Origin of the sequence: Pseudoxanthomonas yeongjuensis, from assembly GCF_010093345.1 — a bacterium.
In the GTDB taxonomy this organism is placed as follows: domain Bacteria; phylum Pseudomonadota; class Gammaproteobacteria; order Xanthomonadales; family Xanthomonadaceae; genus Pseudoxanthomonas_A; species Pseudoxanthomonas_A yeongjuensis.
Window position 1 is genome coordinate 1,179,607 of the sequence record NZ_PDWT01000001.1, and the last position, 24,320, is coordinate 1,203,926.

A 24,320-nucleotide genomic window follows, 5' to 3' on the forward strand; every position below is an offset into this window, starting at 1 on the left:
AGGGTCCAGCTTGCTCAACGCACGGATTTCTCTCCCGTCCGTGCGTGGAAACGCTTCAGGAATGGATTGGTCCTGATCATGCTTTCCGATATCCCCCCCTCGCGCGCCCATGCTTCGCGCTTCATCACATCTTCCTTGCTGCCGATGAGGGTCATGGTCTGTGCGTTGTACCAACCCACTTCGCCGCGCTCGGTTCCCAGCGCCTCGGACCTGGCGACCAGTTCGCGGGCTTTTCCGGCGTCGCCGAGATTGACCCGGTACCAGCCCAAGGCAGCCAGCGCGCGCGCATCGTCGGGTTTTATCTTCAGATATTGCTCCGCCATGCTCGCGGCGCGCAGGAAAGGTTCCCGCGAACGGCCCGCATCGGCCGGATCCGCCAGCAGCGCTTCCGCCAGGTAGCCCCATATCTGGAAATCGCCTGCGTCGATCTCCAGCGCACGACGGAACAGGGTCGCCGCCGCCGCGTAGTCGCCTTCCTGGTATTTGAGCGCGCCGTAGTTGCTCAGCACCGCATCCGTCGGCCTGATGCCGATGGAATGCTCGAAGGCCTTCGTGGCTTCCGGGTTGTTGCCCGCATTGACGTAAAGCCCGCCCAGGCTGCTCCACAACTCCGCATCGCCGGGACGCAGGTCCACTGCCTTGCGATAGGACTCTATGGCTTCGGGAAGGTGATTGTTGCTGTACTGCCAATAGCCGATCGCGGAAAGGACGGAAGCGTCATCGGGCCGGAATTCGCGCGCAAGTTCGAAATATTTCCGCGCATTGTCCTGTTGGCCCTTTCCCGCATAGGCCTTGGCCATGCCCAGGTACGCGCTCGGCTTCAACGCGGGATCGGCTTCTGCCTTGGCGTAATACCCCAATGCCTGGTCGAATTTCCCTCGCGCCTGCTGCAACTCGCCCAGGGCGAGATCGACTTCGCCCAACCCCGGGTCCATTTTCACCGCCCGCAGGCAGGCATCGCGGGCACGCTGATAAGCATTGGCGTCGCGAAGGGACTCGAACCGGAACAGTTCGGAACGGCAGATGCCGGCCTGGGCCAGGGCGAATCCACTGTCGGCGGCCAGCGCCTGCTTGAACAAGCCGATGGCATGTTCGAAATCCCCGTCCACCGCGGATAACCGCAACTGTTGCAGGCCCATCAGATAGGCATCGAAAGCGGCGACGTTCCGGGTCGGCGCCAGACGCTTGGCCAACGCTTCCTTCCGGCCCGGGATGGCCCCCAGCAACGATCGGACGACCTCGTCCGCGATCTCGGTCTGGGTCGCGAACACTCCGGATATTTCATGGTCGTAGGTCTTGCTCCAGAGGGTGTAGCCGGTGGTGGTGTCGGACAGCCGCGCATTGATCCTCAACTTCGTTCCTTCGCGACGCACGCTGGCATCGAGCACCGTGGCGACGCCGAGGCGCTCGCCCAATGCCTTCACATCGGTCTCGCGGGTGGCCGCTACGGCCGGGGACATTTCCGCGGCCACGGTGAGCCCTTGCACACCGGCGAGGGCATCGTGCATTTCCAGCGCCAGGCCTTCGGCGAAGTAATCGTCGTCGCGATTGCCGCCGAGGTTCTCGAACGGCATCACCGCGATCGATGCATCGGCGCGCGGGTTCGAACGGGAAGAACGTCCGTCCCATAACGAAACGACCGCGATCACCAACACCAGCACCGCCGCGGGTACCCACCAGCGATGCACATGCTCATGCGCGCGATGCAGCTCCTGGTCGGCGACGGCATGGTCGTGTTCGCCGAGCGGCGCAACGGTCGCCGGTGCCGTGGCCTGCGCAATCGCAGACCTAGCGTCGGCCGGGACCGCGATGGCCGGCGGCATCGGTCCGCCATCATCGGTCGCCTCGATCGATGCCTTCACGATCGCCGGCCCTTCCGGTTCGAGCTCCCCGATGAACCGGTACCCCAGCGCATGCTGGGTCTGGATGTAGCGCGGCTGCTGCACGTCGTCTTCCAGCACGCTGCGCAATTGCGCGATGGCCCGGGTCAGCACGCCCGGAGTGACGTGGCGGTGGCCCCAGACCTCGTCCAGCAGCTCGTCGCGGCCCAGCAACTCGCCCGGATGCCGCAGCAGCGCGATCAGCACGGCGAAAGCCTTGGGCTCCAGCGCCTGCGCCTGCCCGTCGCGGCTCAGGGTGTGCGCAGGCACATCGACCTCGATCCGGTCGAAGCGGTAGTGCTCGCCCCCGCTGGACGTGGATCCGGCGGCCCCGCCTGGTTTCATCGCCACTTCCTCACGATCGCCTCACAAGTTCGGCAAAAGCCGACAGAAGGATCGCGCTCCCCTCATGACTCATCCGACCGGGTCGGTGGACTCTGGGACCGCGCCGCAACTGCCGCGCAAACCCCTTGACCCCTGTGGAGACAGAACCATGAACGCGATGCAGAACATCCAGTATCCCTTGCCCTCAATCCTGTACCTGACGCCTTCCTCCCGCGTGCCCGGCCGTCGCAAGAGCATCGGCCAGTTCCGCCTCAACAGCCTCGACCTGGACCGCTTCAACCGCCTGCTGGGCCGTCTGGGCAGGCTGGCCCCACTGATCGCCGACCAGGTGGTCACCGCGGCCCGCGAGCTCAACCAGGGCAACCGTCAGGCGGAACCTCCCTGCATCGTCCAACGCGTCCGGATCGCCGAAACGGTCGCCGAAATGGTCGCCGACGCGGCCTGGATGGCCGCCAGCGCCAGCAACACCGCCGTACCTGCCCGACTGGTGGCCGGATACCTGCAGGAACCGGAAAGCCTGATCCCCGACTGGTTGCCGCAGGTCGGTCGCCTGGACGACGCCATCGTCGTCGAAACCGCCTGGCCGCGCCTGGCCGACGAAGTCGATGGCTACCTCGACTTCCGCCGCCTGCGCCGGATCGAAGCCGACCTGCGCGGTTGCGCGGAGAACGACTTCCGCTTCGACCGCAAGGACTGGCAGGAGCAGCGCCGGGTCGAAGCCGCCTTGAAGGCTCATCGGTGCGCCGTGCGCGAAACCAGCTACCTGCCCGCTCCGTGCGCGATGTTCCGCATCCACTGATCCGGCGCGCCCACGATAGAACCCGACGCCATCCCCGTACGCATGACCAATGCCGGAGAAACTCATGACCCGTACCGCCTACAACCTGAATCCGATCCCGATCCCGATCCCGCTTCCGTTCCCCTCCCTGATGTTGCTGTCCGTGATGCTTGCAGCCGCCCTTGTCGCTTCACCGCGCCTGCACGCCGCCGAAGCCGGAGACCCGGCAACCCGGCGCAGCGCGACTTTCGATTGCGACAAGCGCTTCATCAGCCAGCGCCAGGCCGGCTGGCTGCTCGGCACCGACAACTTCGGCCAGACCTATGACCGGCGTACGGCGCTCCATGCCGAGGTCGCACGCGCCTGTGCGGCCGGTGTCGCGACAGTTCGCATCGAAGGCAGGAAAGCGACACTTGCCGTCGCCCGGCTGTCTGGCCGCTGAGCCGCCGGGATCGCTTTGTCCAGGCAGCCTCCAGGCATGCAGAACTTGCCCTGTCGGCCATTGGTCACAACGACTCCCAGCAGATGCACGTTGCCATCGTGCAGGCCCACGATGGCAACGCACCCCTAGTGAGGGATCACGTTTTCTTGCCGATATTCCGTGAGGTGTCCCATGTACCGTTTTTCCCCCGACCCGTCGTCCCCCGAACAGTCCACCACTGCCTCCGTCATGACTGCGGCATCCGCCAGCGACGAACGCCGGCAATTACTCGCGTCGCTGTTGTCCGACCATGAATGGAAATGCGATCCGCCCACCCGTACGCGGCTCGAAGCCCTGCAGCAGTGCCTGCCACCGGCTGTGATCCCGGCGACCCGCGGCAATTCCGTGTATCCGGCCGAAACCGAATGGACGCTGCTGGCCAACGAGATCGAACGCTACCTCGACTTCCGCCGCCTGCGCCATCTGGAAGCGCAACTGCACCACTGCCCCGATGCAGATTTCCACTTCGACCGCAACGACTGGGAAGTGGCGCATGCAGCCGAAGCCGCCCTGGCCGCGCATCTGCGTCACGTCCATGAGGAAAGTTACGTGCCCGAACAGCCGGACCTGTACCTGCACGTGCATTGACCCGTTTCCGCGAACTTCCCCTCCAGGCCGCCCGATGGGCGGCCTTTCTTTGGTTCTGTGGGAGGGGCGTAAGCCCCGATGACTTTACATTGCAAATCATCGGGGCTTACGCCCCTCCCACAACCACAATGGCTGTCAAGCCTTGTCCGGCCCTACCCCCCGGGCTACCCTGACCTTCGCATGACCTCCCGCTTCATCCACCTCCATCTGCATACCGAATTCTCGCTGGCGGATTCGACCATCCGCGTGCCCGAGAAACCGGACGAAGCCCGCCCGGACAAGGCCAAGCGGCCCAATCTGCTGAGCCGCGCGGTGGAAATGCGGCTGCCGGCGCTGGCGGTGACCGACCGCAACAACCTGTTCGCCCTGGTCAAGTTCTACAAGGCGGCGGAATCGGTCGGGATCAAGCCGATCGCCGGCGCCGACCTTGCCATCATCGATGGCAAGGAAACGCCTTCCCAGCTGACCCTGCTGTGCCGCGACCACACCGGTTACCTGTCGCTGTCGCGCCTGCTGACACGCGCCTGGCTGGAAGGCCACCACAACGACGGCGTCGCGATCAGTTCCGAATGGCTGCATGAGGATTGCGAAGGCCTGTTCGCCATCGCCGGCCGTGGCAGCCAGGTAGGCCGGCTGGCCGCCGCCGGCCGGCATGAACAGGCCGAACTCTACCTGGCCGACCTGCAGCGCAGCTTCGGCGAAAACCTGCACCTGGAAATCACCCGCACCCAGCGCGAGGGCGAAGAAGCGTTCAACGCCTTCGCCCTGCACGCGGCGGCGGTGCGCGGGTTGCCGGTGATCGCCAGCAACGACGTGCGCTTCCTCGACCGCGAAGGCTACGACGCGCATGAAGCGCGCGTGTGCATTTCCACCGGCCGCGTGCTGGACGACCCCAAGCGTCCGCGCGAATACAGCGCCGATCAATACCTGAAGTCGCCGGACGAAATGGCCGCGTTGTTCGCCGACGTGCCCGATGCGATCGACAACACCTGGGCGCTGGCGCAGCGCTGCAACATCGAGATGCGGCTGGGCACCTACTTCCTGCCCGCCTATCCGGTACCGGACGACGAGACGCTGGACAGCTGGATCCGCAGCCAGTCGCACGCCGGCCTGGAGGCGCGCCTGCAGAAGAATCCGCTGGCGCCCGGCCATACCCGCGAGGACTACGTAGCGCGACTGGATTTCGAGCTGGACACCATCTGCAAGATGGGTTTCCCCGGCTACTTCCTGATCGTGGCCGACTTCATCCAGTGGGGAAAGAACCATGGCATCCCGATCGGCCCGGGCCGCGGCTCCGGTGCCGGCTCGCTGGTGGCGTGGGCGTTGCTGATCACCGACCTGGACCCGCTGCCGTACGGCCTGCTGTTCGAACGATTCCTCAACCCGGAACGCGTGTCGATGCCCGACTTCGACATCGACTTCTGCATGGACCGCCGCGACGAGGTGATCGATTACGTCGCGCAAAAATACGGCCGCGACCGGGTCAGCCAGATCATCACCTACGGCACCATGGCGGCCAAGGCCGTGGTCCGCGATGCCGGTCGCGTGCTCGGTTTTCCGTACGGTCTGGTGGACGGCGTGGCCAAGCTGATCCCGCTGACCCTGGGCGTGACCCTGAAAGACGCGATGGGCGAAGGCAAGAGCGAGATGGTGTCGCAGGAGCTGATCGACCGCTATCGCGACGAAGACGACGTGCGCGACCTGATCGACCTGGCGCGCGAACTCGAGGACCTGACCCGCAACGCCGGCAAGCACGCCGGCGGCGTGGTGATCGCACCCACGCCGCTGTCGGACTTCTGCCCGCTGTTCGCCGAACACGACGAAGGCGCCCGCGGCAGGAATCCGGTGACCCAGTTCGACAAGGACGACGTGGAAGCCGTCGGCCTGGTGAAGTTCGACTTCCTCGGCCTGCGCACGCTGACCATCATCGACTGGGCGGTGAAGGCGATCAACCAGCGTCACGCACGCGCCGGACTGCCGCCAGTGGACATCACCGCGATCCCGCTGGACGATGCCAGCGTCTATCGCGACATCTTCGCCAACGGCAATACCGGCTCGGTGTTCCAGTTCGAATCCTCGGGCATGCGCCGTGCCCTGAAGGAAGCCAAGCCCGACCGGTTCGAGGACCTGATCGCCCTCAATGCGCTCTATCGCCCCGGCCCGATGGACATGATTCCCTCGTTCGTCGAGCGCAAGCACGGACGCGAGGAATTCGAGTACCCCGACCCGCGCACCAGGGTCATGCTCGAGGAGACCTACGGCATCATGGTCTACCAGGAGCAGGTCATGCAGATGGCGCAGATCGTCGGCGGCTACTCGCTGGGCGGCGCCGACCTGCTGCGCCGCGCGATGGGCAAGAAGGTGCCGGCCGAAATGGCCAAGCACCGCGAGATCTTCCGCGAGGGCGCCGGCAAGGATGGCGTGGGCCAGCGCAAGGCCGACGAGATCTTCGACCTGATGGAGAAGTTCGCCGGCTACGGCTTCAACAAGTCGCACGCCGCCGCCTACTCGCTGGTCGCCTACCAGACCGCATGGCTGAAGAAGCACTACCCGGCCGAATTCATGGCCGCCACGCTGTCCTCGGACATGGACAAGACCGACAAGGTGGTCGCCTTCCTCGATGAATGCCGCACGTTGAAGCTGGAAGTATTGCCGCCGGAAGTCAATGCGTCGGAATACATGTTCGTGGCCACCGATGCGCGCACCGTGCGCTACGGACTGGGTGCGATCAAGGGCGTGGGCCGCGGCGCCTGCGAGGCGATCGCCAGCGAACGCGCGCAGGGCGGTCCGTTCGGCACCCTGCTGGATTTCTGCAGGCGCGTGGATTCGTCCAAGCTCAATCGCCGCGCGCTGGAAGCGTTGGTCAACGCCGGCGCGCTGGACGCGCTGGGCAGCAATCGCGCCTCGCTGATGCTGCAACTGCCGGAAGTGGTCAAGGCCACCGACCAGTTGACCAAGGAGCGCGAGGCCGGCCAGGTTTCCCTGTTCGGCGGTGGCGATGCCGCACCCGCGCTGGAAGTGGTGCTGAGCGAAGTGGACGAATGGCCGCTGTCGCAGAAGCTGGCGGGCGAACGCGAAACCCTCGGGCACTATCTCAGCGGCCATCCGCTCGATCCCTGGCGCGACGACCTGCGCGGCCTGGTCGGCACCGACCTGGGCGAACTCGACAAGTTGTGGAGTTCGGCGCCGCAGGCGGAGAAGAAAGGCTGGCGTCCGGAAGTGAGCGTGGTGATCGCCGGCCAGGTGGTGGCGCTGCGGAAAAAAGGCGACAGCCAGATCTTCGTGCAACTGGAGGACGGGCGCGGGCGCATCGAATGCAGCGTGTTCTCCGAGGCCTACACGCAACTGGCGCCCTTGCTGACCCGCGACCGCATCCTGATCGTCCAGGGCGGACTGCGCGAGGACGAATTCAGCGGTGGCTACAGCCTGCGCGTACGCCATTGCTGGGACTACGCGCAACTCTGCAGCAGCCACGCCCAGCGCCTTTCCCTGCGCCTGGACCTGCGCGTGCCCGGCCTATGGGACCGCATCGACGCATTGCTGGCCAGGCACCGCCCCGGGGGCACGCCGTTGCGCCTGGACCTGCTGCTGAAATCCGGCGACCGCGGCGTAGCCGGGGTGCTGGACTTGAACGGACCCAAGTCGGTCCGGGTGGACACCGAACTGCTGGATGCGTTGCGCGCGCAGCCCGGCGTGAGGACGGTGAAGGTGGCGATTTCGAGGCCCTGGGCGAATTAGCTTTTCCTTCCCCCACCAGGGAAGGTGGCGCGTAGCGACGGATGAGGGAAGGAGGGTTCCGGTTCACGGATGGTCCGTCGCAGGTTGATTCCCCTCCCTCATCCGCCCCCCCCGACTAGAGCATTCGGGGGCAGGCTCTTCGGACACCTTCTCCCGGAGGGAGAAGGAAACCCCACAGCCCTACCCACCCGTACGGGCTCCCCACCCCGCTTCGGCTAAACTCCCCTCCTTTCCGGCCAGCGGCCCGTAAATGAACCCGAATTACCTCGATTTCGAACAACCCATCGCCGACCTGGAAGCCAGAATCCAGGATCTGCGCAGCGCCAGCACCGGGCCGGCGGTCAACATAGACGCCGAGGTGCATGCGTTGCAGGACAAGCTGCGGGTGCGCACCGCGCAGATCTTCCGCGACCTGACGCCGTGGCAGGTATCGCAACTGGCGCGGCATCCGGCCCGTCCCTACACCCTGGATTACATCCGCGTGTTCTGCGACGAGTTCCAGGAACTGGCCGGCGACCGCGCCTATGCCGACGATGCCGCCATCGTCGGCGGCCTGGGCCGCATCGACGGCCGCAGCGTGGTCATCATCGGTCACCAGAAAGGCCGCGACACCAAGAGCAAGATCGCACGCAATTTCGGCATGCCGCGCCCTGAGGGCTACCGCAAGGCGCTGCGCCTGATGAAGCTGGCGGAGCGCTTCAAGCTACCGCTGCTGACCTTCATCGACACCCCCGGCGCCTACCCCGGCGTCGGCGCGGAGGAGCGCGGCCAGTCCGAGGCCATCGCCCGCAACCTGCTGGAAATGGCCGAACTCAAGGTGCCGATCATCTGCACGGTGATCGGCGAAGGCGGCTCCGGCGGCGCGCTGGCGATCGGCGTCGGCGACCGCACCTTGATGCTGGAATACGGCACCTATTCGGTGATCTCGCCGGAAGGTTGCGCCTCGATCCTGTGGAAGTCCGCCGACAAGGCCAAGGATGCCGCCGAACAACTCGGCATCACCGCCAAGCGCCTGCTTTCGCTGGGCCTGGTCGACAAGGTGGTGCGCGAACCCATCGGCGGCGCGCACCGCAACCCGCGGCAGATGGCCACGCGCCTGAAGGCGGTGCTGCTCAATGAACTGGATGCGCTGGAACAGCTGCCGATGGATCAGCTGTTGAAGCAGCGTTACCAGCGTTTGCGCGGCTACGGCGCGTACGAAGCCGCGTAGCAAACGAGCGGCTCATCGTAGGAGCGACGTGAGTCGCGAAACCTTGGCACTTCGGTCCGGCGGGTTTCGCGACTCACGTCGCTCCTACGTTTTTTTTCGATCACCACGCGCGCCCGTATTGCAGCGGCGCCTCGATCTCCACGCCCAGCACCTTCGCCGCGCGTCGCGGGAAATACGGATCGCGTAATTCCTCGCGGGCCAGCAGCACCACATCGGCCTGACCGCTGGCGATGATGTCTTCGGCCTGCTGCGGTTCGGTGATCAGGCCGACCGCGCCGGTGGCGATACCCGCTTCCTTGCGGATCCGCGACGCAAAATCCACCTGGTAACCCGGCGTAACGGGGATCTTCGCGCCCGGCACGAGTCCTCCGCTGGAAACATCGACCAGATCGACGCCCAGTTCGGCCAGCCCGTGCGACAACTCCACGCTCCGTTCGATATCCCAGCCACCCTCGGCCCAGTCGGTGGCGGAGATGCGCAGCCATAGCGGATACCGCTCCGGCCAGACCTCGCGCAGCGCGACCAGCACTTCGCGCACCAGGCGGATGCGATTCCCGAAACCGCCGCCCCATCGGTCCTCGCGCAGGTTCGACAACGGCGACAGGAACTGGTGCAGCAGGTAGCCATGCGCCGCATGCAGTTCGATCAATTCGAAGCCGGCGTCAAGCGCGCGCACTGCGGCGGCGCGGAAATCGGCGATCACCTTGGCAATGCCGGCTTCGTCCAAGGCCCGCGGGAACGGATAGTCCGCACTGAACGCCAGGGCCGATGGCGCAACCGGTTCCCAGCCCCCGTCGGCGGGCACCACTGCCTTGCCGCCTTTCCACGGCTCGGCCGTGCTGGCCTTGCGTCCGGCGTGGGCAAGTTGCATCCCGGGCACCGAACCTTGCGATCGCACGAACGCCGCTATCCGCGACCAGGCCTGCGCTTGCTGGTCGTTCCATATGCCTGCATCCGCGGGCGAGATCCGGCCTTCCGCGGAAACCGCCGCTGCTTCCGTGATCACCACCGATGCTCCCCCTGTCGCGCGGCTACCGAGGTGCGCCAGGTGCCAGTCGCCGGGCGCGCCATCGGGCAGCGAGTACTGGCACATGGGCGAAACCACGATGCGGTTGCGCAGCTTCAGGGACCGCTGTTGCAACGATTCGAACAACGCCATGGATGAGACCCTCGGGAACGGGCATGCAATGTACCCGCGCGCGCATCGCCAGTCGCGGCCAGGAATGGACCGCTGCATGCCATGGGCGCAACCGCTAGCATGCGCACATGACGTCCACCGATCCGACCGCAGCGCTCGAGCAAGCATTCACCCGACCCGGGCCCGGACCGCTGCTGGTGGGCTTCAGCGGCGGGCTGGATTCCACGGTGCTGCTGCATGCGCTGTCGCAGGATCCTGCGATCCGCATGCACGGATTGCGTGCGATGCATGTTCACCATGGCCTGCAGGCCCTTGCCGACGATTGGGCGGCGCATTGCGCGCGATTCTGCGCATCGATCGGCGTGCCGTTATCCATCGTCAGGGTGAACGTGGCGCGCGACAGCGGCGACGGACTGGAGGCGGCTGCGCGCAAGGCGCGTTACGGCGCCTTCGAAACCGCGCTGGCCGCCAGCGAAGTGCTGGTCACCGCCCACCACCGCGACGACCAGGCCGAAACCTTCCTGCTGCGCGCGTTGCGTGGATCCGGGCCGGATGGCCTGGCGGCGATGCGACCGTGGCGGAAATTCGCCGCGGGCCGGCATTGGCGTCCATTGCTGGAAACTCCGCGCGATGACCTGCTCGCCTATGCGCAACAACGCGACCTGCCGTGGCTGGACGACCCCAGCAACGAAGACACCCGCCATGCCCGCAATTTCCTACGCCAGCGCATCCTGCCGCTGTTGCGCGAACGCTGGCCGCAAGCCGATGCCGCCTTCGCCCGCAGCGCGGTGCTGAATGCCGATGCGGTCGAATTGCTGGACCAGGAAGATGCGCTGGCCCTGGCGATGGTGCGCAGCGTCGATCCGCAGGCGCTGTCGGCAAGCGCATTGCTGGAACACGCCGCGCCACGCCGCGCACGCGTGCTGCGGCGCTGGATCGAAGCGCTTGGATTCCCGCCGCTGCCCGGCGCAGGCATCGTGCAGATCGAATCGGACCTGCTGCAGGCGCGCGCGGATGCGCGTGCGCGGTTCGTGTGGCGCGATGCGGTGATCGAACGCTGGCGCGATCTCCTCCACGCGCAGCGTCTGCGCGAACCACTGCCGCCAGGATGGAGCACGGAGTGGGACGGAAGCGAACCACTGTCGCTACCGGGCGGAGACAGCCTTGAACTGGAAGGCGCGGGCGCGTTTGCCTCTCCTTGCCGGGTTTCCGCACGTCGCGGTGGCGAACGCATCCTCCTGTCCGGCCGCACGCATTCGCATGCGCTCAAGAACGTGCTGCAGGAGCTCGGCGTGCCGCCCTGGGAGCGCGAAGCGCTGCCCCTGGTCCACGACCGCGCCGGCACGCTGGTGGCGGTCGCGGACTTCGCCTATTCGGCCGATTTCGACGTCTGGCTGCGCGAACAAGGTGCGCGCCTGCGTTGGCGGCGCAGCCCCTGAACCGCGCACGTTGACCAATCCTGCCGGCGTCCGCAAACTGCCCGCATGGTCAAGAAAACCGCTCCCGATACTGCTGCCGAAGCCTCGCCCGTCGCCCATTTCGAGCAATCGCTGGACGAGCTGGAATCGCTGGTCGAGAAGATGGAACACGGCGAGATGAGCCTTGAGGAATCGCTGGCCGCCTACGAGCGCGGCGTGGGCCTGTACCGCCGCTGCCAGGCCGCGCTGGAACAGGCCGAACTGCGCGTGCGCCTGCTCAGCGATCCGGAACAACCCGGGACCGCCGAACCCTTCGCACCGATGCCCGATGGAAACTGAAGCGCCCTTCGTACGCTGGGCACAACGCGTCGAAACGGCCCTGGGCCAGGCCCTGCCTTCGGCCTCGCTGTCCCCGCAACGCCTGCACGCCGCCATGCGCCATGCCGCACTGGGCGGCGGCAAGCGCATCCGCCCGCTGCTGGTGTACGCCACTGGCAGCATCTTCGGCACCGAGGAACGCTGGCTGGACGCACCCGCCGCCGCGGTCGAACTGATCCACGCCTATTCGCTGGTGCATGACGACCTGCCGGCCATGGACGACGACGCGATGCGTCGCGGCCGCCCGACCGTGCACGTGGCCTTCGACGAAGCCACTGCGATCCTCGCTGGCGACGCCTTGCAATCGCTGGCTTTCGAGATCCTCGCCGAAGCCCCGGTCGCCTCCGAGCTGCGCGTGGCCTGGCTGCGCGCCCTGAGCACCGCGGCTGGCGCCGCGGGCATGTGCGGCGGCCAGGCGCTGGACGTCGAAGCCACCGGCCAGATGCAGACCCTGGCCGACCTGGAATGCATGCACCGGCTGAAGACCGGCGCCCTGATCCGCACCTCGGTGCGCATGGGCGCGCTGGGCGGCAGTGTCGATGAAGGCACGCTCAGGCTGTTGGACACCTTCGCCGATGCGCTGGGACTGGCCTTCCAGGTGCGTGACGACATCCTGGATGTGGAGTCGAGTTCGGAGCAGCTCGGCAAGACCGCCGGCAAGGATGCCGCTCAGGCCAAGTGCACCTATCCCGCATTGCTGGGCATGGACGGGGCCAAGGCCAAGCTCAAGGAACTGGACCTGGTCATGCACGACGCACTGGCGCCGTTCCGCAAACATGCGACCGCGCTGTGGGCGCTGGGCAAGCTGGCCATCCACCGCACCTCGTAACGTAGGAGCGCCCCTTGGGCGCGATGCTTTCCGGCCTGATCGCGGAAAGCATCGCGCCCAAGGGGCGCTCCTACGACAACGGACCGCAAACGACGAAGGCCCGGGCAAGCCGGGCCTTCGTACGTGCAACATTCCGGACCGGGTTACTTGATCAGGCGCAGCGCGAACGGGTAGCGGTACGACTCGCCCTTGTTGGAGGCCACGCCACCGAGGATGCAGAACACGATGTTGGTGATGCCGACCAGCGCCGGCAGGAAGAACAGCAGCCCGAGGGTGACCGTCATCAGGATGATGGCGATGACCAGTGCGATCACGATGGTGATCTGGAAGTTGAGGGATTCCTTCGATTGGTCGGTCAGCCAGGACTTCTCCGGCTTGTCCTTGTTGATCAGCCACATGATCAGCGGAACGACGAAACCGGCGACGATCCCGGACAGGTGCGTGATCAGCGCGATGGTCCGGTCTTCCTGCGGTGCGTCGCCCGATGGCGGCGGCGGCGGTGCGGTCACATTGTCGAACTCACTCATTGCGTTATCCCCTTGCTGAAGTGTGCTTGTGGGTGGCGATCGGCAGACTGGCCGGGGTGACACTACCGCCGTACGCCGCCCGATGTCCAGAAAAACGTCAGTCCCCGCCTGCGACGGTCATCCTGCCCACGCGCCGCGAACCACCCAACGCACCCACCATGGCAAACGCGTCGCAACGCGCCCGGGTGGCGAACCGCGGGGTTTTAGTCCCCGCCCGCGACAGTCATCCGCCCCACCAGGATCGACCCGCAGGCGATGTGGGAACGCCGGTCCACGTCGGTCCCGACCGCCTCGATGCCGGAGAATACGTCCTTCAGGTTGCCGGCGATGGTGATGCCGTCCACGGGATAGGCGATTGCGCCGTTCTCCACCCAGAATCCTGCCGCGCCGCGCGAATAGTCGCCGGTCACCGGGTTCACGCCCTGGCCCATCAGTTCGGTCACCAACAGGCCGCGCGGCAGGCCGCGCACCAGTTCGTCGAAACCGCCGGCATTGGCCGCGACCTTGAGGTTGTGCACGCCACCGGCATTGGCCGTGGTCCGCAGACCCAGCTTGCGCGCCGAATAACTGCCGAGTACGTAACGCTGCAGCACGCCATCGCTGACCAGCGGCGCCTCGCGCGTGGCCACGCCTTCGGCATCGAACGCCGCGGAGCGCAGGCCGCCGCGGAGCAAGGGATGCTCTTCGATCGAGAACCATTCGGGAAAGATCCGCTTGCCCGCATGGTCGAGCAGGAAACTCGCGCGCCGGTATAACGCGCCCCCGGAAACCGCGCCCAACAGGTGGCCGACCAGCGAACGCGCGACTTCCGCCGCGAACAGCACCGGATACTCGCCGGTGGCCAGCGAACGCGGCGCCAGCCGCGCCAGGGTGCGTTCCGCCGCCTGCCGGCCGATGGCCGCTGGCGCCTCCAGGTCGTCGCGGGCCAGCGCGCTGCTGTACCAGCCGTCGCGCTGCATGTCTTCGCCCTGTCCGGCGATCAGCGCGCAACCCAGCGAATGCTGGGTGCTCCGGTCGCGGCCGATGAAGCCATGCGAATTGGCGTACACGGAAATGCTTTCGCCGCTGCCCACCGAGGCGCCATCGGAGTTGGCGATGCGTGGATCGGACTCGCGACCCGCCGCTTCGCAGGCCAGGGCCAGGTCGACCGCATGATCCGCATCCAGCGCCCACGGATGCCAGGCGTCGAGATCGGGGAAATCGGTCGCCATCAACCCGGCATCGGCCAGGCCGGCGGCTTCATCGTGTTCGGTGTAACGCGCGATCGCGCACGCCTGTTCCACCGTGGCCTGCAGGCTTTCCTCGCGCAGGTCGGCGGTGCTGGCGCTGCCCTTGCGCTGGCCGAAGTACACGGTGACGCCGATGCCGCGGTCGCGGGTGGATTCCACGGTTTCCACCGCGCCCATGCGCACATTGACATTGAGGCCGCGGTCCTCGCTGCAGCTGACCTCGGCCTGGTCGGCGCCGAGCGCGCGGGCGCGCTCCAGCAATCGCCCGGAAAGGTCGGCCAGCGCCTCCAGGCGGAGCAGGCTGTCGTCGGTGGAAAAATCGGCGATCGCGTTCAATGGCTTATCCTGTAGCGAAGTTTCGGAGAATGAACATGCGTGGCATCGACCCGGAAACCGGCGAATTCCTCGGCCCCAGCCGCAGCGAGCAGCGGCGCGAAGCGCTGGACATCCGCAGCCTGGGCGAGAAGCTGGTCGCGCTGGCGCCGGCGCACCTGGCCAAGCTGCCTATTCCAGAGGACCTGCTGGAACACATCTACGACACCCAGCGGATTACTTCGCACATCGCGCACAAGCGGCAGCTGCAGTTCCTGGCCAAGCAGATGCGCCGGGAAAGCGACGAGACCCTGGACGCGATCCGCGACGCGATGGAAGTGGGCGGCGACGCCGCTCGCCGCGAGACCGCGATCCTGCACAAGGTGGAAACCTGGCGCACGCGACTGCTGGAAGACGGCGACGAGGCGCTTGCCGACCTGCTGTCCGGGTTCCCGTCGGCCGATCGCCAACACTTGCGCCAACTGGTCCGTAACGCGGGCGAAGAACGCAGGAAGAACAAGCCGCCGCATGCGTTCCGCGAGCTGTTCCGCGAACTTCGCGAACTGCTGGCGCAGCCGGAAGATGAAGAGGACGAAGGCTGAGATCGTCATCTGGAAGAAGATCGTCGTCCCAGCGAACGCTGGGATCCAACTTGATTTGGCTCTTCCCAGTACCAGCAAAAGCAACAGCAAAATGGATCCCGGCGTTCGCCGGGATGACGACCCGTAACGCATCACGCCCTGGTTCCACCCACGGTGATCCCGTCGATCAGCAACGACGGCTGGCCCACGCCCACCGGCACGCTCTGCCCGTCCTTGCCGCAGATGCCGACGCCGGCATCCAGGGCCAGGTCGTGGCCGATCATCTTCACCTTCTGCATGGTTTCCGGACCGTTGCCGATCAGGGTCGCGCCCTTGACCGGCGCGGTGATCCTGCCGTCCTCGATCAGGTAGGCCTCGGTCGCCGAGAACACGTACTTGCCGCTGGTGATGTCGACCTGGCCGCCGCCGAAGTTGACCGCGTACAGGCCTTTTTTCACCGAACGGATCATTTCCTGCGGGTCGTGCTGGCCGGCCAGCATGTAGGTGTTGGTCATGCGCGGCATCGGCAGGTGGGCGAAGGATTCGCGGCGGCCGTTGCCGGTGGGCGCCACGCCCATCAGCCGCGCATTGAGCGTGTCCTGCATGTAGCCGACCAGCACGCCGTCCTCGATCAGGGTCGTGCAATTGGTCTGCGTGCCTTCGTCGTCGATGTTGAGCGAACCGCGACGGCCTTCCAGCGTGCCATCGTCGACGATGGTCACGCCCGGCGCGGCCACGCGCTGGCCCATGCGTCCGGCATACGTGGAGGTGCCCTTCCGGTTGAAGTCGCCCTCCAGGCCATGGCCCACCGCCTCGTGCAGCAGCACGCCCGGCCAGCCGGAACCCAGCACCACCGGCATCGTCCCGGCAGGCGCATCGACCGCCTCCAGGTTGACCAGCGCCTGGCGCAGCGCTTCGCGCGCGAATTGTTCCGGCTTGCCGCCGTCGAAAAGCTCCGCGTACGAATAGCGTCCGCCGAATCCCGTGTAGCCCGATTCGCGACGGCCGTTCTGTTCCACGATCACCTGGATGTTCATGCGCACGAGCGGCCGTATGTCGGCGGCCAGCACGCCGTCGCTGCGCGCGACCAGCACCGTGTCCACGCCACCGGAGAGGCTGACCGTCACCTGTTGCACGCGCGGATCGGCCGCGCGCAGCAGCTTGTCGACGATGCGCAGCGACTCGACCTTGGTGTCGTTGTCCAGCGCATCGATCGGGTCGTCGCTGGAATACAGCGCACGGCCGCCGCCGCGCACCAGCGCCTGTGGTGCGTGCGAGTTGCCGTCGCGTGCGATCGCACGCGCGGAACCGGCCGCGCTCAACAGCGCCTGCGGGTTGATGTCGTCGGAATAGGCGAAGCCGGTCTTCTCGCCCGAGATCGCGCGCACGCCCACGCCCTGGTCGATGGAGTGCGCACCGTCCTTGACGATGCCGTCCTCCACCGTCCAGCTCTCGCGCCGCGAATGCTGGAAATAGAGATCGCCGAAATCGATGCCGGGCCCGAGCAGGGTGCCGAAGGCGCGATGCAGGCCTTGCTGGTCGAGCCCGGCGGGAAGGAGGAGGCGGGTTTCGGCGAGGGCGAGGGAGGAATTCGTCATGGGTATTGAGTTTGGGGCCAGTAGAGGGAAAGGCAAGTACGCATTTCTCCTCTCCCCTTGTGGGAGAGGGTGGCCCGAAGAGCCTGCCCCCGAATGATTCAGTCGGGGGACCGGGAGAGGGGTCGGCTTTTCACGAAGGAATAAAGACAGCAGCAACCGCACGCTTCGCTACGCTCGCGCTCCCTCTCCTGCCTACGGGCATCCTCTCCCACAAGGGGAGAGGAGAAAAGCATCAAAGCCCGCCTGCACGGCCTGCCACGCCAGCGGCCTCGATCCGCGACTGCTCACGGCTGATGACCTCCACCTTCGGATCCTTCCACGGACCGGTGACCCGATAGGTCTTGGAGCCGAGTTCGCCCAGCGGTTTCCTCAGCACCGCATTGGCCGCTGCGCCGATCGCCGCACCGAGCGGGCCTGCCGTTACCGCACCGACCACGGCCAGCACGTTGCCGGACTTGGGCAATACTTCGATGGTCTGGTCGAAGCGCTGCGCGCGCAGGTCGGTGTTGCCGCGGATCTTGATCTGCGCGGCGGGACCGTCGATCACCATGTCCTCGCTGCGGGCCACGCCGGCGCCGAAACGCACGTTGCCATCGATATGGTTGAAGGCGAAACCCTTGGAGAAGAAGTCGCGGAAATCCAGCATCATCCGCCGCGGCAACTGGGTAAGGCTGAGCAGGCCGAGCACGCGGCCCGCACCGGGTTCGACCTCCAGCAATTGTCCGTCGCGCGCCGCGATATGCAGGTTGCCTTCCATCCTCGACAACGCGAAGGCGGCGGGACTGCCGGACCAGCCGGCATTGAACTTCACCGTGCCCTTGCCGCCGCCCACCCTGCCCTTGAAACCCAGGCTGTCCATCAGGCTGCCCAGGTCCTGGCTGTCGATGTCGGCGCTCAATTGCGTACGCGCGCCCGCGCCGCGCCCCAGCCAGTCGCCTTGCACATCGATCTTCTGCCCGGGCGAACGCAGCGCCAGCTGCTGTATGCGCATGCCCGCCGCCACCTGCTGCGTGCGCAATTGCGCGCTGCCCAGGCTGGCGTCGCCGAAGCGAAGATCGTCGATGTCCAGTTTCAACGGCGGTATGGCCGCGGGATTGAAGGCATCGGTCGAAGCGTCGTTCGCTACTGCCGCACCTGCAGGACCGGGGGATGCGTCGCGCCAGTAAAGCCGCGCGAGCCTGCCCGCGATCACCGCGCCACCCGCATCGGGTACCAGCAGCGCACCGGAAAGCGCCTGGCCTTCCATCTTCACCGCCAGCGCATTGCCCGCAGGCGCCACCTGCAGGCGCGTGTCGGGGAACGCCGAGCCCAGCAACAGTAGGCGCTCGGCGTTGACGTCGATGCGCCGCAACGGCAGCTTGTCGCCACCACCGCTGCCGCTCTTGGCCAGGGCGATCCATTCGATCGCGTCCAGGCTCGAAGTATGCCCGGTGGCGACCAGTCCGGAAGCGGGCGGCGCTTCATTCACCACGTTGCTGCCCAGCACCACGCGCACGCCGGTCTGCTTCTCATCGCCGCGCGCGCGCAGGGCCAGCAGCTTGCCGAAGGCGACGTCGATGTTCCCGCTGCCCATCGGCATCGCGGTCTGCACGGTGGTCGACAATGGCTGGGAGGTGGGCTTGTCCAGCGGTGCGGGCAACCTGAGCCTGGTTCCGACCAGGTCCGAATGCAGCTTCAACTGGCTGGGCGCATCGGCGGCGCCACCCTTGGGCAGGGTCACGCCCACGGTCCATTGCGAACGCCCTTCGATATAAGGCTTGAGCCAGGCCATTTCGGGGGCACGGTCCAGCAATTCGGTGGCGGTCAGGTTGGCCGCAAGCTCCGCTTCGAAGGCCTTTTGCTTGTCGCGCACGCCGCTGCCCGCGCGCAGCGAAAGCACGCCCGGCTGGCCCTTCTGGCTGACCGCGAGTTTTTCCGCAGCGAAGCCATCGCCGTCGAAATCCGCCTTGCCGCGCACGTCGTCGAAAGCGAGGTTCCAGCGCTTGTCTGCCAGCTTGGTGCCGGACAGCTCTACCGTACCTTTGGTCTTCCGGGCAGCCGCATGCTGCGCATGCAACGGCAGCAACATGTCGTAGGTGGCATGTGCGGGGCCGCTGGCAGTGAGGTTGGTCAGGGTGTCGCCGTATTTTTTCTGCAAGGGCGACTGCCGCAGCATCGCCAGCATCTGCGCGGCATCGGATTCGCCGCGCGCGCTGACCGAGAGTTCGGCCTTGCCGAAATCCGGGATGGCCGCCTTGAAGGCCTCCACGCGGACACCCGCCAGCGCGCCCTGCCCTTCGATGGAGAAGCCGTTGCCGATGAAGGCGATCTGCGCATCGACGTGGTCCATCGCCGGCCAGTCGGGCTGGAACTTGAACTGGCCGCCGTCGATGCGCGCGGTCGCCTCGAAGCGCCCGTCGTTGTGGACGAAGGGCCAGTGGTCCAGGTCTCCGGAAACGAGCGCGTGGCCGTCGTGCACCTTGCCTCCGACCAGTGCGCGGTTCAACCAGTCCACCGTGGCCTTGGACATCTTGTCGTGGATCCAGAAGCCCTTGGCCACCGGCACGGGTGCTTCGGCGATGTCGGCAGCGATATCGATCCATGGCCGGGTGCCGTCGCCCTGGAACCACAGTCCCCCGCGCGCATCGGCACCGAAATCCTTGCCGCGCACGCGTATTCCGGAAGTCCCGACGCGCCAGCCCGCGCCCTCGCGCCACGCCGCCAGCGAACCGTCCAAGGTCACGTCATGGGCCACGCCGAAGCCGCTGGGCCAGTCGAAGCGGAGCCTACTGGCCGGATCCAGCTTCAACGCCAGGCCTTCGCTATCGCCGGTGAATTCGCCCGCCAGGCCGTCGATCCCCGGCGAATGATCGATCGCCAGGAAACTGATGCCCTCCAGCCTGCCGGTGGCATGCATGCCACCGGCGCCGTCACCGGCCAGCGACAACCTCGACAGGCGTGCATTGGGTTTGGCCCGCGACAACCATTGGCGCAATCCCGGGTCGACCCGATCACTGAGACCGAGCAGGGTCAGCAACGGTGCGGCATCTATCCGATCCGCCAGCAATGCATATTCACGCCCACCGGCCAGCACCAGGCCATCCAGCTTTTGCGGCGACTGCTGATCGCCCACCAGCAGCCGCGGCGCATCGAAACGCCAGCCCTTGCCGGTCAGGCGCCAGCGCACCAAACCTTCGACACGTTCGAAACGCGCGCGCGGAATGGCGCCGCCATCGGTCATCGGGACGCCGCCAAGCTGCACCTGTTGCAGCTTCAATTCCGACGTCGCCAGCACCACCCGATGCTTGCGCAGCTCGGCCCAGCCCTGCACCCGGCCCTTGCCCGATTCGGCCGTCACTCCGGCATAGCGCAGCAGCGGAGCCCATGCGGCGATATCCGCGACCTGGGTATCCATATAAGCACGGCCATCGCCGCTGCCACGGTCGAAGTCGAAAGCGGCCTGCACTGGAATGCCATCCGCGCGCGCCCAGGCCCGCGTGCCGGCACGGACCCGATCGCCATCGACGCGCAGGCGCAAATCGATCCTGGGCAGGCTCACGTTCCAGCCTAGCGAAGGCGCCTGCACCGACAGCTTGCCGCCGATGACCTGCAACTCGCCGAGGCCTTCGAGATTCTTCAGCGGATCGCCGCCACCCGCCTGTCCCGGCAGGCCGAGTACCGACCACATGCCGTCGTCAGCGCGCCGCAGGGTCAGCGACAAGCCACGCAAGCGCAGTTCGGTGAACGAGCGTCCGGGCAGCAACCCGGCATACATCGATACCAGGACTTCGGCTTCGCCGATGCGCACCGCGTCGGCGCCTTCGCCCAGGCGCAAACCGTCCAGCCGCAGCAACGGGCCGCGCCGTGTCCATTGCGTCTCGACATGATCGAAAGCCACCGGCCGTCCCGCCCGCGCGCTCAGCCATGTAGCGATTTTCTCGGGGTGCCGCTCCGCCAACGGCAGCACCTGGCTGGCCACGCCCAGCACCAGCGCCATGCACACCAGCACGCCAGCCACGACGTACCACGCGCCACGGCGCGCAAGACGCAAACGGCGGCGCAACGGAGTGGGCATCAGCAAACCACCACCAGCACGGTCATCCGCAACGATGCGGCATCGCGTTCAGAGCAGCACCACATCGAACTGCTCCTGCAGGTATTGCCCGTCGGCCTGGAAGCGGATCGACTTGCCCAGGAATTCCTCCAGCTCGGCCACCGCCGGCGACTCCTCGTCGGTGATGCGCGCGACGACCTTGGGCGAAGCGATCACCAGCAGGCGCGCGGCATCGAACTGGCGCACCGCGCGGGTGATCTCGCGGAAGATCTCGTAGGTCACCGTTTCCGCGGTCTTGACCGTGCCGCGCCCGCCGCATTCGTGGCAGGGTTCGGAAAGCTGGCGTTCCAGGCTTTCGATCGTGCGCTTGCGGGTCATCTCGACCAGACCCAGCGGCGAGAATTCGTACACCGTGGTCTTCGCATGGTCCCGCGACAACGCCTTCTCCAGCGTGCGCAGCACCTGGCGGCGGTGTTCCGGATCGTCCATGTCGATGAAGTCGATGATGATGATCCCGCCCAGGTTGCGCAGGCGCAGCTGCCGCGCCACCGACTGCGCGGCTTCCAGGTTGGTGCGGTAGACGGTTTCCTCCAGGTTGCGCTGGCCGAGGAAAGAACCGGTGTTGACGTCGATGGTGGTCATCGCCTCGGTCTGGTCGATGACCAGGTAGCCGCCGGATTTCAACGGCACGTTCTTTTCCAGCGCGCGCCCGATTTCATCTTCCACGCCATACAGGTCGAAGATCGGGCGCTCGCCCGCGTAATGTTCGATGCGTTCGGCCAGTACCGGCATGTACTTCGCGGCGAAGGCCTGCAGGCGATCGCAGGTCTCGCGCGAGTCGACCTTCACCTTCTCCACGTCGCGGCGCATCAGGTCGCGGACCGCGCGCAGCGGCAAGGTCAGGTCTTCGTAGATGCAGGCGCCCAGCGCGGCTTCGCGGCTGCGCTGCTCGACCAGTGCCCACACCCGCGCCAGGTAGGCGATGTCCTCGGCCAGCGCTTCGGCTGGCTGGCCTTCGGCATTGGTGCGCACGATGTAGCCGTGGCCGCCATGGGTCGCGGCGAGTTCGCCCACCAGCGTCTTCAGGCGCAGGCGCTCGGCTTCGTCCTCGATCCGCGCGGATACGCCGATCACCTTCGACTGCGGCAGCAGCACCATGTAGCGCGAGGGAATGCTGATCTGCGTGGTCAGGCGCGCGCCTTTGCTGCCGATCGGGTCCTTGACTACCTGGACCACGATGTCCTGGCCATCGCGCAGCAGTTCCACAATCGGCGTGGAAGTCGGCAGCAGCGGCACTTCCACCTCGTCGCTATTGGTCGCCGGCGCGGCGCGGACCACGTCGTTGGCATGCAGGAAGGCCGCGCGGTCCAGGCCCACGTCGACGAAGGCGGCCTGCATGCCCGGCATCACCCGCTGCACCTTGCCCTTGTAGATGTTGCCGACCACGCCCCGGCGCCAGCCGCGCTCGATGTGCAGTTCCTGCAACATGCCGTTTTCGACCACGGCCACCCGGGTCTCGCGTGGGGTGACGTTGACCAGGATTTCCTCGGACATCACTGCACCCCGAACGTTTTCAACAGCTGCGATGTCTCGTGCAGGGGCAAGCCCATGACCCCGGAATAACTGCCGGAAAGGTGGCGCACGAAGCGTTCCGCCGCACCCTGGATGCCATAGGCCCCGGCCTTGCCCTCGGCCTGGCCGGTGGCGAGGTAGGCGGCGATCTCATCCTCACCGAGTTCCGCGAATGTCACTTCCGAGACCGAGACCGCCTGCGCCTCGCGTCCCGCGCTGACCAGCGAAACCGCGGTCACCGCATGGTGGGTGCGCCCGGACAGGCGCCTGAGCATGGCCGCGGCATCGGCGGCATCGCGCGGTTTGCCGAACACCTCGTCGTCCAGGATGACTTCGGTATCGGCCCCGAGGACGATGGCGCCAGGCACGGCCATGACCGTCAACAGCCCGGCGCCGGCCTTTTCCCGGGCCACCCGGCGCACGTATTCCTCGGCCGGCTCGCCGGGCTGGCGCTGCTCGGGGATGTCCAGGTCGAGCACACCGAAATCCACCCCCAGGCGGGCCAGCAGCTCTGCCCGACGGGGCGATTTGGATGCGAGATAAAGCACACGTGAAGGATACCCTGCGCATGCTGACTGAATGGCCGCTCGACCCGGCCCGGTATCCCGAACCCCGATGCAGCTCACAACGCGTTCATGCTAGTCCCAACAACCTGACCCGCGCTTTTGCGGCCAAGTCCCACCAACGCCCTTCGCATTCAAGGAGAACTCCATGCGTAACCGCCTGTCCCGTATATCCCGCCCGCTGATGCTTGCCCTGTCCCTTGCCCTTGGAACCACCGCCATGACCGCACACGCCCAGAACGCCGCTGCCTACGCGGTCCCCACCGACGGCACCCTGCTCTCGGTTTCGGCCAATGCGGAATCCTCGCGGGTCCCGGACGTGGCGACGATCTCCGCTGGCGTGGTCACCCAGGCGGTGGACGGCAATGCGGCCATGCGCCAGAACGCCGAGCAGATGGCCAAGGTAATGGAAGCCATCAAGGCCGCCGGGATCGCCGAGAAGGACATCCAGACCAGTGGCATCAACCTCAGTCCGCAATACCGCTACGTCGAGAACGAGGCGCCGAAGATCACCGGCTTCCAGGCCAGCAACACGGTCAATCTGAAAGTCCGCGACATCGCCAAGCTGGGCGAGGTGCTGGATGCGCTGGCCGCGCAAGGCAGCAACCAGATCAACGGCCCGAGTTTCGAGATCGACCAGCCCGAACCGGTCTACGACGAAGCCCGCCTTGCGGCCTTGAAGAAAGCCCGGGCCCGCGCCGAAACCTACGCCAAGTCGCTGGGCCTGCGGGTGCGCCGCATCGTCAGCATCTCGGAAGGCAACAGCGGCGGTTTCCGGCCGATGCCGGTGATGGCGATGGCCAAGTCCATGGATCGCGCGGAGTCCACTTCGGTGTCGCCGGGCGAAACCACCCTGTCGGTCAACCTGGACGTGGTGTTCGAACTGGGGAAATAACTTCCCCGAATCCGGATTGCGCAAAAAAAGCGGAGCGAAAGCTCCGCTTTTTTTTTGCGCAAGCTCTTGTGCGCCAGATCATGGATTCATCGGCCGCATGGGACGGAATAACCCTGCCTGCTCAGCAACCTGAATCATGAATTCACGCTTTCTGCACCTTGAAGATGAGTTAAATCTGCCCGCTTCTTAGTTCCTTTGATGCATTTTTTCTTTTGCTGCATTTGTTC

General features: G+C 66.3%; 18 protein-coding genes. 10 read left to right on the forward strand and 8 right to left on the reverse strand.

Translation table 11 applies throughout. The features are described 5' to 3' along the window. Nucleotides 1–14: 14 nt before the first annotated feature. Nucleotides 15–2,225 (reverse strand): winged helix-turn-helix domain-containing protein, encoded by a 2,211-nt coding sequence (locus CSC74_RS05285; RefSeq protein ID WP_162313329.1) that lies wholly within the window; start codon nucleotides 2,223–2,225, stop codon nucleotides 15–17. 148 nt (nucleotides 2,226–2,373) lie between these two features. Here CSC74_RS05285 and CSC74_RS05290 point away from each other — a divergent pair, with 148 nt between their 5' ends. From CSC74_RS05290 to CSC74_RS05310, 5 genes are all read left to right on the forward strand, one after another. Then, complete coding sequence (locus CSC74_RS05290; protein ID WP_162313330.1) at nucleotides 2,374–3,024, forward strand: YkvA family protein; 651 nt, start codon at nucleotides 2,374–2,376, stop codon at nucleotides 3,022–3,024. 64 nt (nucleotides 3,025–3,088) lie between these two features. Next, a complete protein-coding gene (locus CSC74_RS05295; RefSeq protein ID WP_162313331.1) occupies nucleotides 3,089–3,445 on the forward strand; it encodes a hypothetical protein in 357 nt (118 codons plus the stop codon). Nucleotides 3,446–3,673: 228 nt separating this feature from the next. Beyond that, complete coding sequence (locus tag CSC74_RS05300; protein ID WP_162313332.1) at nucleotides 3,674–4,072, forward strand: hypothetical protein; 399 nt, start codon at nucleotides 3,674–3,676, stop codon at nucleotides 4,070–4,072. A 180-nt stretch (nucleotides 4,073–4,252) separates the two neighbouring features. Beyond that, on the forward strand, nucleotides 4,253–7,810 hold the full coding sequence (gene dnaE / locus CSC74_RS05305; protein WP_162313333.1) for a DNA polymerase III subunit alpha: 3,558 nt from the start codon (nucleotides 4,253–4,255) through the stop codon (nucleotides 7,808–7,810). A 250-nt stretch (nucleotides 7,811–8,060) separates the two neighbouring features. Then, a complete protein-coding gene (locus CSC74_RS05310; protein ID WP_162313334.1) occupies nucleotides 8,061–9,020 on the forward strand; it encodes an acetyl-CoA carboxylase carboxyltransferase subunit alpha in 960 nt (319 codons plus the stop codon). A gap of 100 nt (nucleotides 9,021–9,120) precedes the next feature. On the opposite strand, the gene CSC74_RS05315 is transcribed toward CSC74_RS05310, so the two are convergent. Further along, a complete protein-coding gene (locus CSC74_RS05315) occupies nucleotides 9,121–10,179 on the reverse strand; it encodes an NADH:flavin oxidoreductase/NADH oxidase (protein ID WP_162313335.1) in 1,059 nt (352 codons plus the stop codon). Nucleotides 10,180–10,286: 107 nt separating this feature from the next. On the opposite strand from CSC74_RS05315, the gene tilS reads away from it, so the two are divergent. From tilS to CSC74_RS05330, 3 genes are read left to right on the forward strand one after another with little or no spacing between them, the layout of a single operon-like run. Next, entirely contained in the window at nucleotides 10,287–11,597 is a 1,311-nt protein-coding gene (tilS, locus tag CSC74_RS05320; protein ID WP_162313336.1) for a tRNA lysidine(34) synthetase TilS, read from the forward strand. 45 nt (nucleotides 11,598–11,642) lie between these two features. Continuing rightward, complete coding sequence (locus CSC74_RS05325; RefSeq protein ID WP_162313337.1) at nucleotides 11,643–11,915, forward strand: exodeoxyribonuclease VII small subunit; 273 nt, start codon at nucleotides 11,643–11,645, stop codon at nucleotides 11,913–11,915. Next, nucleotides 11,905–12,783, forward strand: a complete 879-nt coding sequence (locus CSC74_RS05330) for a polyprenyl synthetase family protein (protein ID WP_162313338.1) — start codon at nucleotides 11,905–11,907, stop codon at nucleotides 12,781–12,783. Before CSC74_RS05325 ends, CSC74_RS05330 begins: the two co-directional genes overlap by 11 nt. A gap of 143 nt (nucleotides 12,784–12,926) precedes the next feature. Here CSC74_RS05330 and CSC74_RS05335 read toward each other — a convergent pair whose 3' ends face one another. Further along, entirely contained in the window at nucleotides 12,927–13,310 is a 384-nt protein-coding gene (locus CSC74_RS05335; RefSeq protein ID WP_162313339.1) for a DUF4870 domain-containing protein, read from the reverse strand. A 203-nt stretch (nucleotides 13,311–13,513) separates the two neighbouring features. After that, on the reverse strand, nucleotides 13,514–14,875 hold the full coding sequence (gene pmbA, locus CSC74_RS05340; RefSeq protein ID WP_162313340.1) for a metalloprotease PmbA: 1,362 nt from the start codon (nucleotides 14,873–14,875) through the stop codon (nucleotides 13,514–13,516). A 35-nt stretch (nucleotides 14,876–14,910) separates the two neighbouring features. Here pmbA and yjgA point away from each other — a divergent pair, with 35 nt between their 5' ends. Further along, nucleotides 14,911–15,453, forward strand: coding sequence for a ribosome biogenesis factor YjgA (gene yjgA / locus CSC74_RS05345; RefSeq protein WP_162313341.1), 543 nt, complete (start codon nucleotides 14,911–14,913; stop codon nucleotides 15,451–15,453). Nucleotides 15,454–15,584: 131 nt separating this feature from the next. On the opposite strand, the gene tldD is transcribed toward yjgA, so the two are convergent. The 4 genes from tldD to CSC74_RS05365 form a co-directional block, all read right to left on the reverse strand. Continuing rightward, nucleotides 15,585–17,030 carry a metalloprotease TldD gene (gene tldD / locus CSC74_RS05350; protein ID WP_162313342.1) on the reverse strand — a complete coding sequence of 482 codons (1,446 nt, stop codon included), beginning with the start codon at nucleotides 17,028–17,030 and terminating at the stop codon, nucleotides 15,585–15,587. A 232-nt stretch (nucleotides 17,031–17,262) separates the two neighbouring features. Next, on the reverse strand, nucleotides 17,263–21,084 hold the full coding sequence (locus CSC74_RS05355) for a YhdP family protein (RefSeq protein WP_162313343.1): 3,822 nt from the start codon (nucleotides 21,082–21,084) through the stop codon (nucleotides 17,263–17,265). 48 nt (nucleotides 21,085–21,132) lie between these two features. Next, nucleotides 21,133–22,617: a ribonuclease G gene (rng, locus tag CSC74_RS05360; RefSeq protein WP_162313344.1), complete on the reverse strand. Its 1,485-nt coding sequence runs from the start codon at nucleotides 22,615–22,617 to the stop codon at nucleotides 21,133–21,135. Further along, a complete protein-coding gene (locus tag CSC74_RS05365; RefSeq protein ID WP_162313345.1) occupies nucleotides 22,617–23,183 on the reverse strand; it encodes a Maf family protein in 567 nt (188 codons plus the stop codon). Before CSC74_RS05365 ends, rng begins: the two co-directional genes overlap by 1 nt. Nucleotides 23,184–23,346: 163 nt before the next feature. On the opposite strand from CSC74_RS05365, the gene CSC74_RS05370 reads away from it, so the two are divergent. Continuing rightward, nucleotides 23,347–24,093, forward strand: a complete 747-nt coding sequence (locus CSC74_RS05370) for an SIMPL domain-containing protein (RefSeq protein ID WP_162313346.1) — start codon at nucleotides 23,347–23,349, stop codon at nucleotides 24,091–24,093. Nucleotides 24,094–24,320 lie beyond the last annotated feature (227 nt).

Coding starts and splice junctions, on each gene's coding strand:
- tldD (WP_162313342.1), bottom strand. CDS start 17,030: ATGACGAATTCCTCCCTCGCCCTCGCCGAAACCCGCCTCCTCCTTCCC.
- yjgA (WP_162313341.1), top strand. CDS start 14,911: ATGCGTGGCATCGACCCGGAAACCGGCGAATTCCTCGGCCCCAGCCGC.
- CSC74_RS05315 (WP_162313335.1), bottom strand. CDS start 10,179: ATGGCGTTGTTCGAATCGTTGCAACAGCGGTCCCTGAAGCTGCGCAAC.
- CSC74_RS05335 (WP_162313339.1), bottom strand. CDS start 13,310: ATGAGTGAGTTCGACAATGTGACCGCACCGCCGCCGCCGCCATCGGGC.
- CSC74_RS05285 (WP_162313329.1), bottom strand. CDS start 2,225: ATGAAACCAGGCGGGGCCGCCGGATCCACGTCCAGCGGGGGCGAGCAC.
- rng (WP_162313344.1), bottom strand. CDS start 22,617: ATGTCCGAGGAAATCCTGGTCAACGTCACCCCACGCGAGACCCGGGTG.
- dnaE (WP_162313333.1), top strand. CDS start 4,253: ATGACCTCCCGCTTCATCCACCTCCATCTGCATACCGAATTCTCGCTG.
- CSC74_RS05310 (WP_162313334.1), top strand. CDS start 8,061: ATGAACCCGAATTACCTCGATTTCGAACAACCCATCGCCGACCTGGAA.
- CSC74_RS05355 (WP_162313343.1), bottom strand. CDS start 21,084: ATGCCCACTCCGTTGCGCCGCCGTTTGCGTCTTGCGCGCCGTGGCGCG.
- CSC74_RS05295 (WP_162313331.1), top strand. CDS start 3,089: ATGACCCGTACCGCCTACAACCTGAATCCGATCCCGATCCCGATCCCG.
- CSC74_RS05290 (WP_162313330.1), top strand. CDS start 2,374: ATGAACGCGATGCAGAACATCCAGTATCCCTTGCCCTCAATCCTGTAC.
- CSC74_RS05300 (WP_162313332.1), top strand. CDS start 3,674: ATGACTGCGGCATCCGCCAGCGACGAACGCCGGCAATTACTCGCGTCG.
- CSC74_RS05330 (WP_162313338.1), top strand. CDS start 11,905: ATGGAAACTGAAGCGCCCTTCGTACGCTGGGCACAACGCGTCGAAACG.
- CSC74_RS05325 (WP_162313337.1), top strand. CDS start 11,643: ATGGTCAAGAAAACCGCTCCCGATACTGCTGCCGAAGCCTCGCCCGTC.
- tilS (WP_162313336.1), top strand. CDS start 10,287: ATGACGTCCACCGATCCGACCGCAGCGCTCGAGCAAGCATTCACCCGA.
- CSC74_RS05370 (WP_162313346.1), top strand. CDS start 23,347: ATGCGTAACCGCCTGTCCCGTATATCCCGCCCGCTGATGCTTGCCCTG.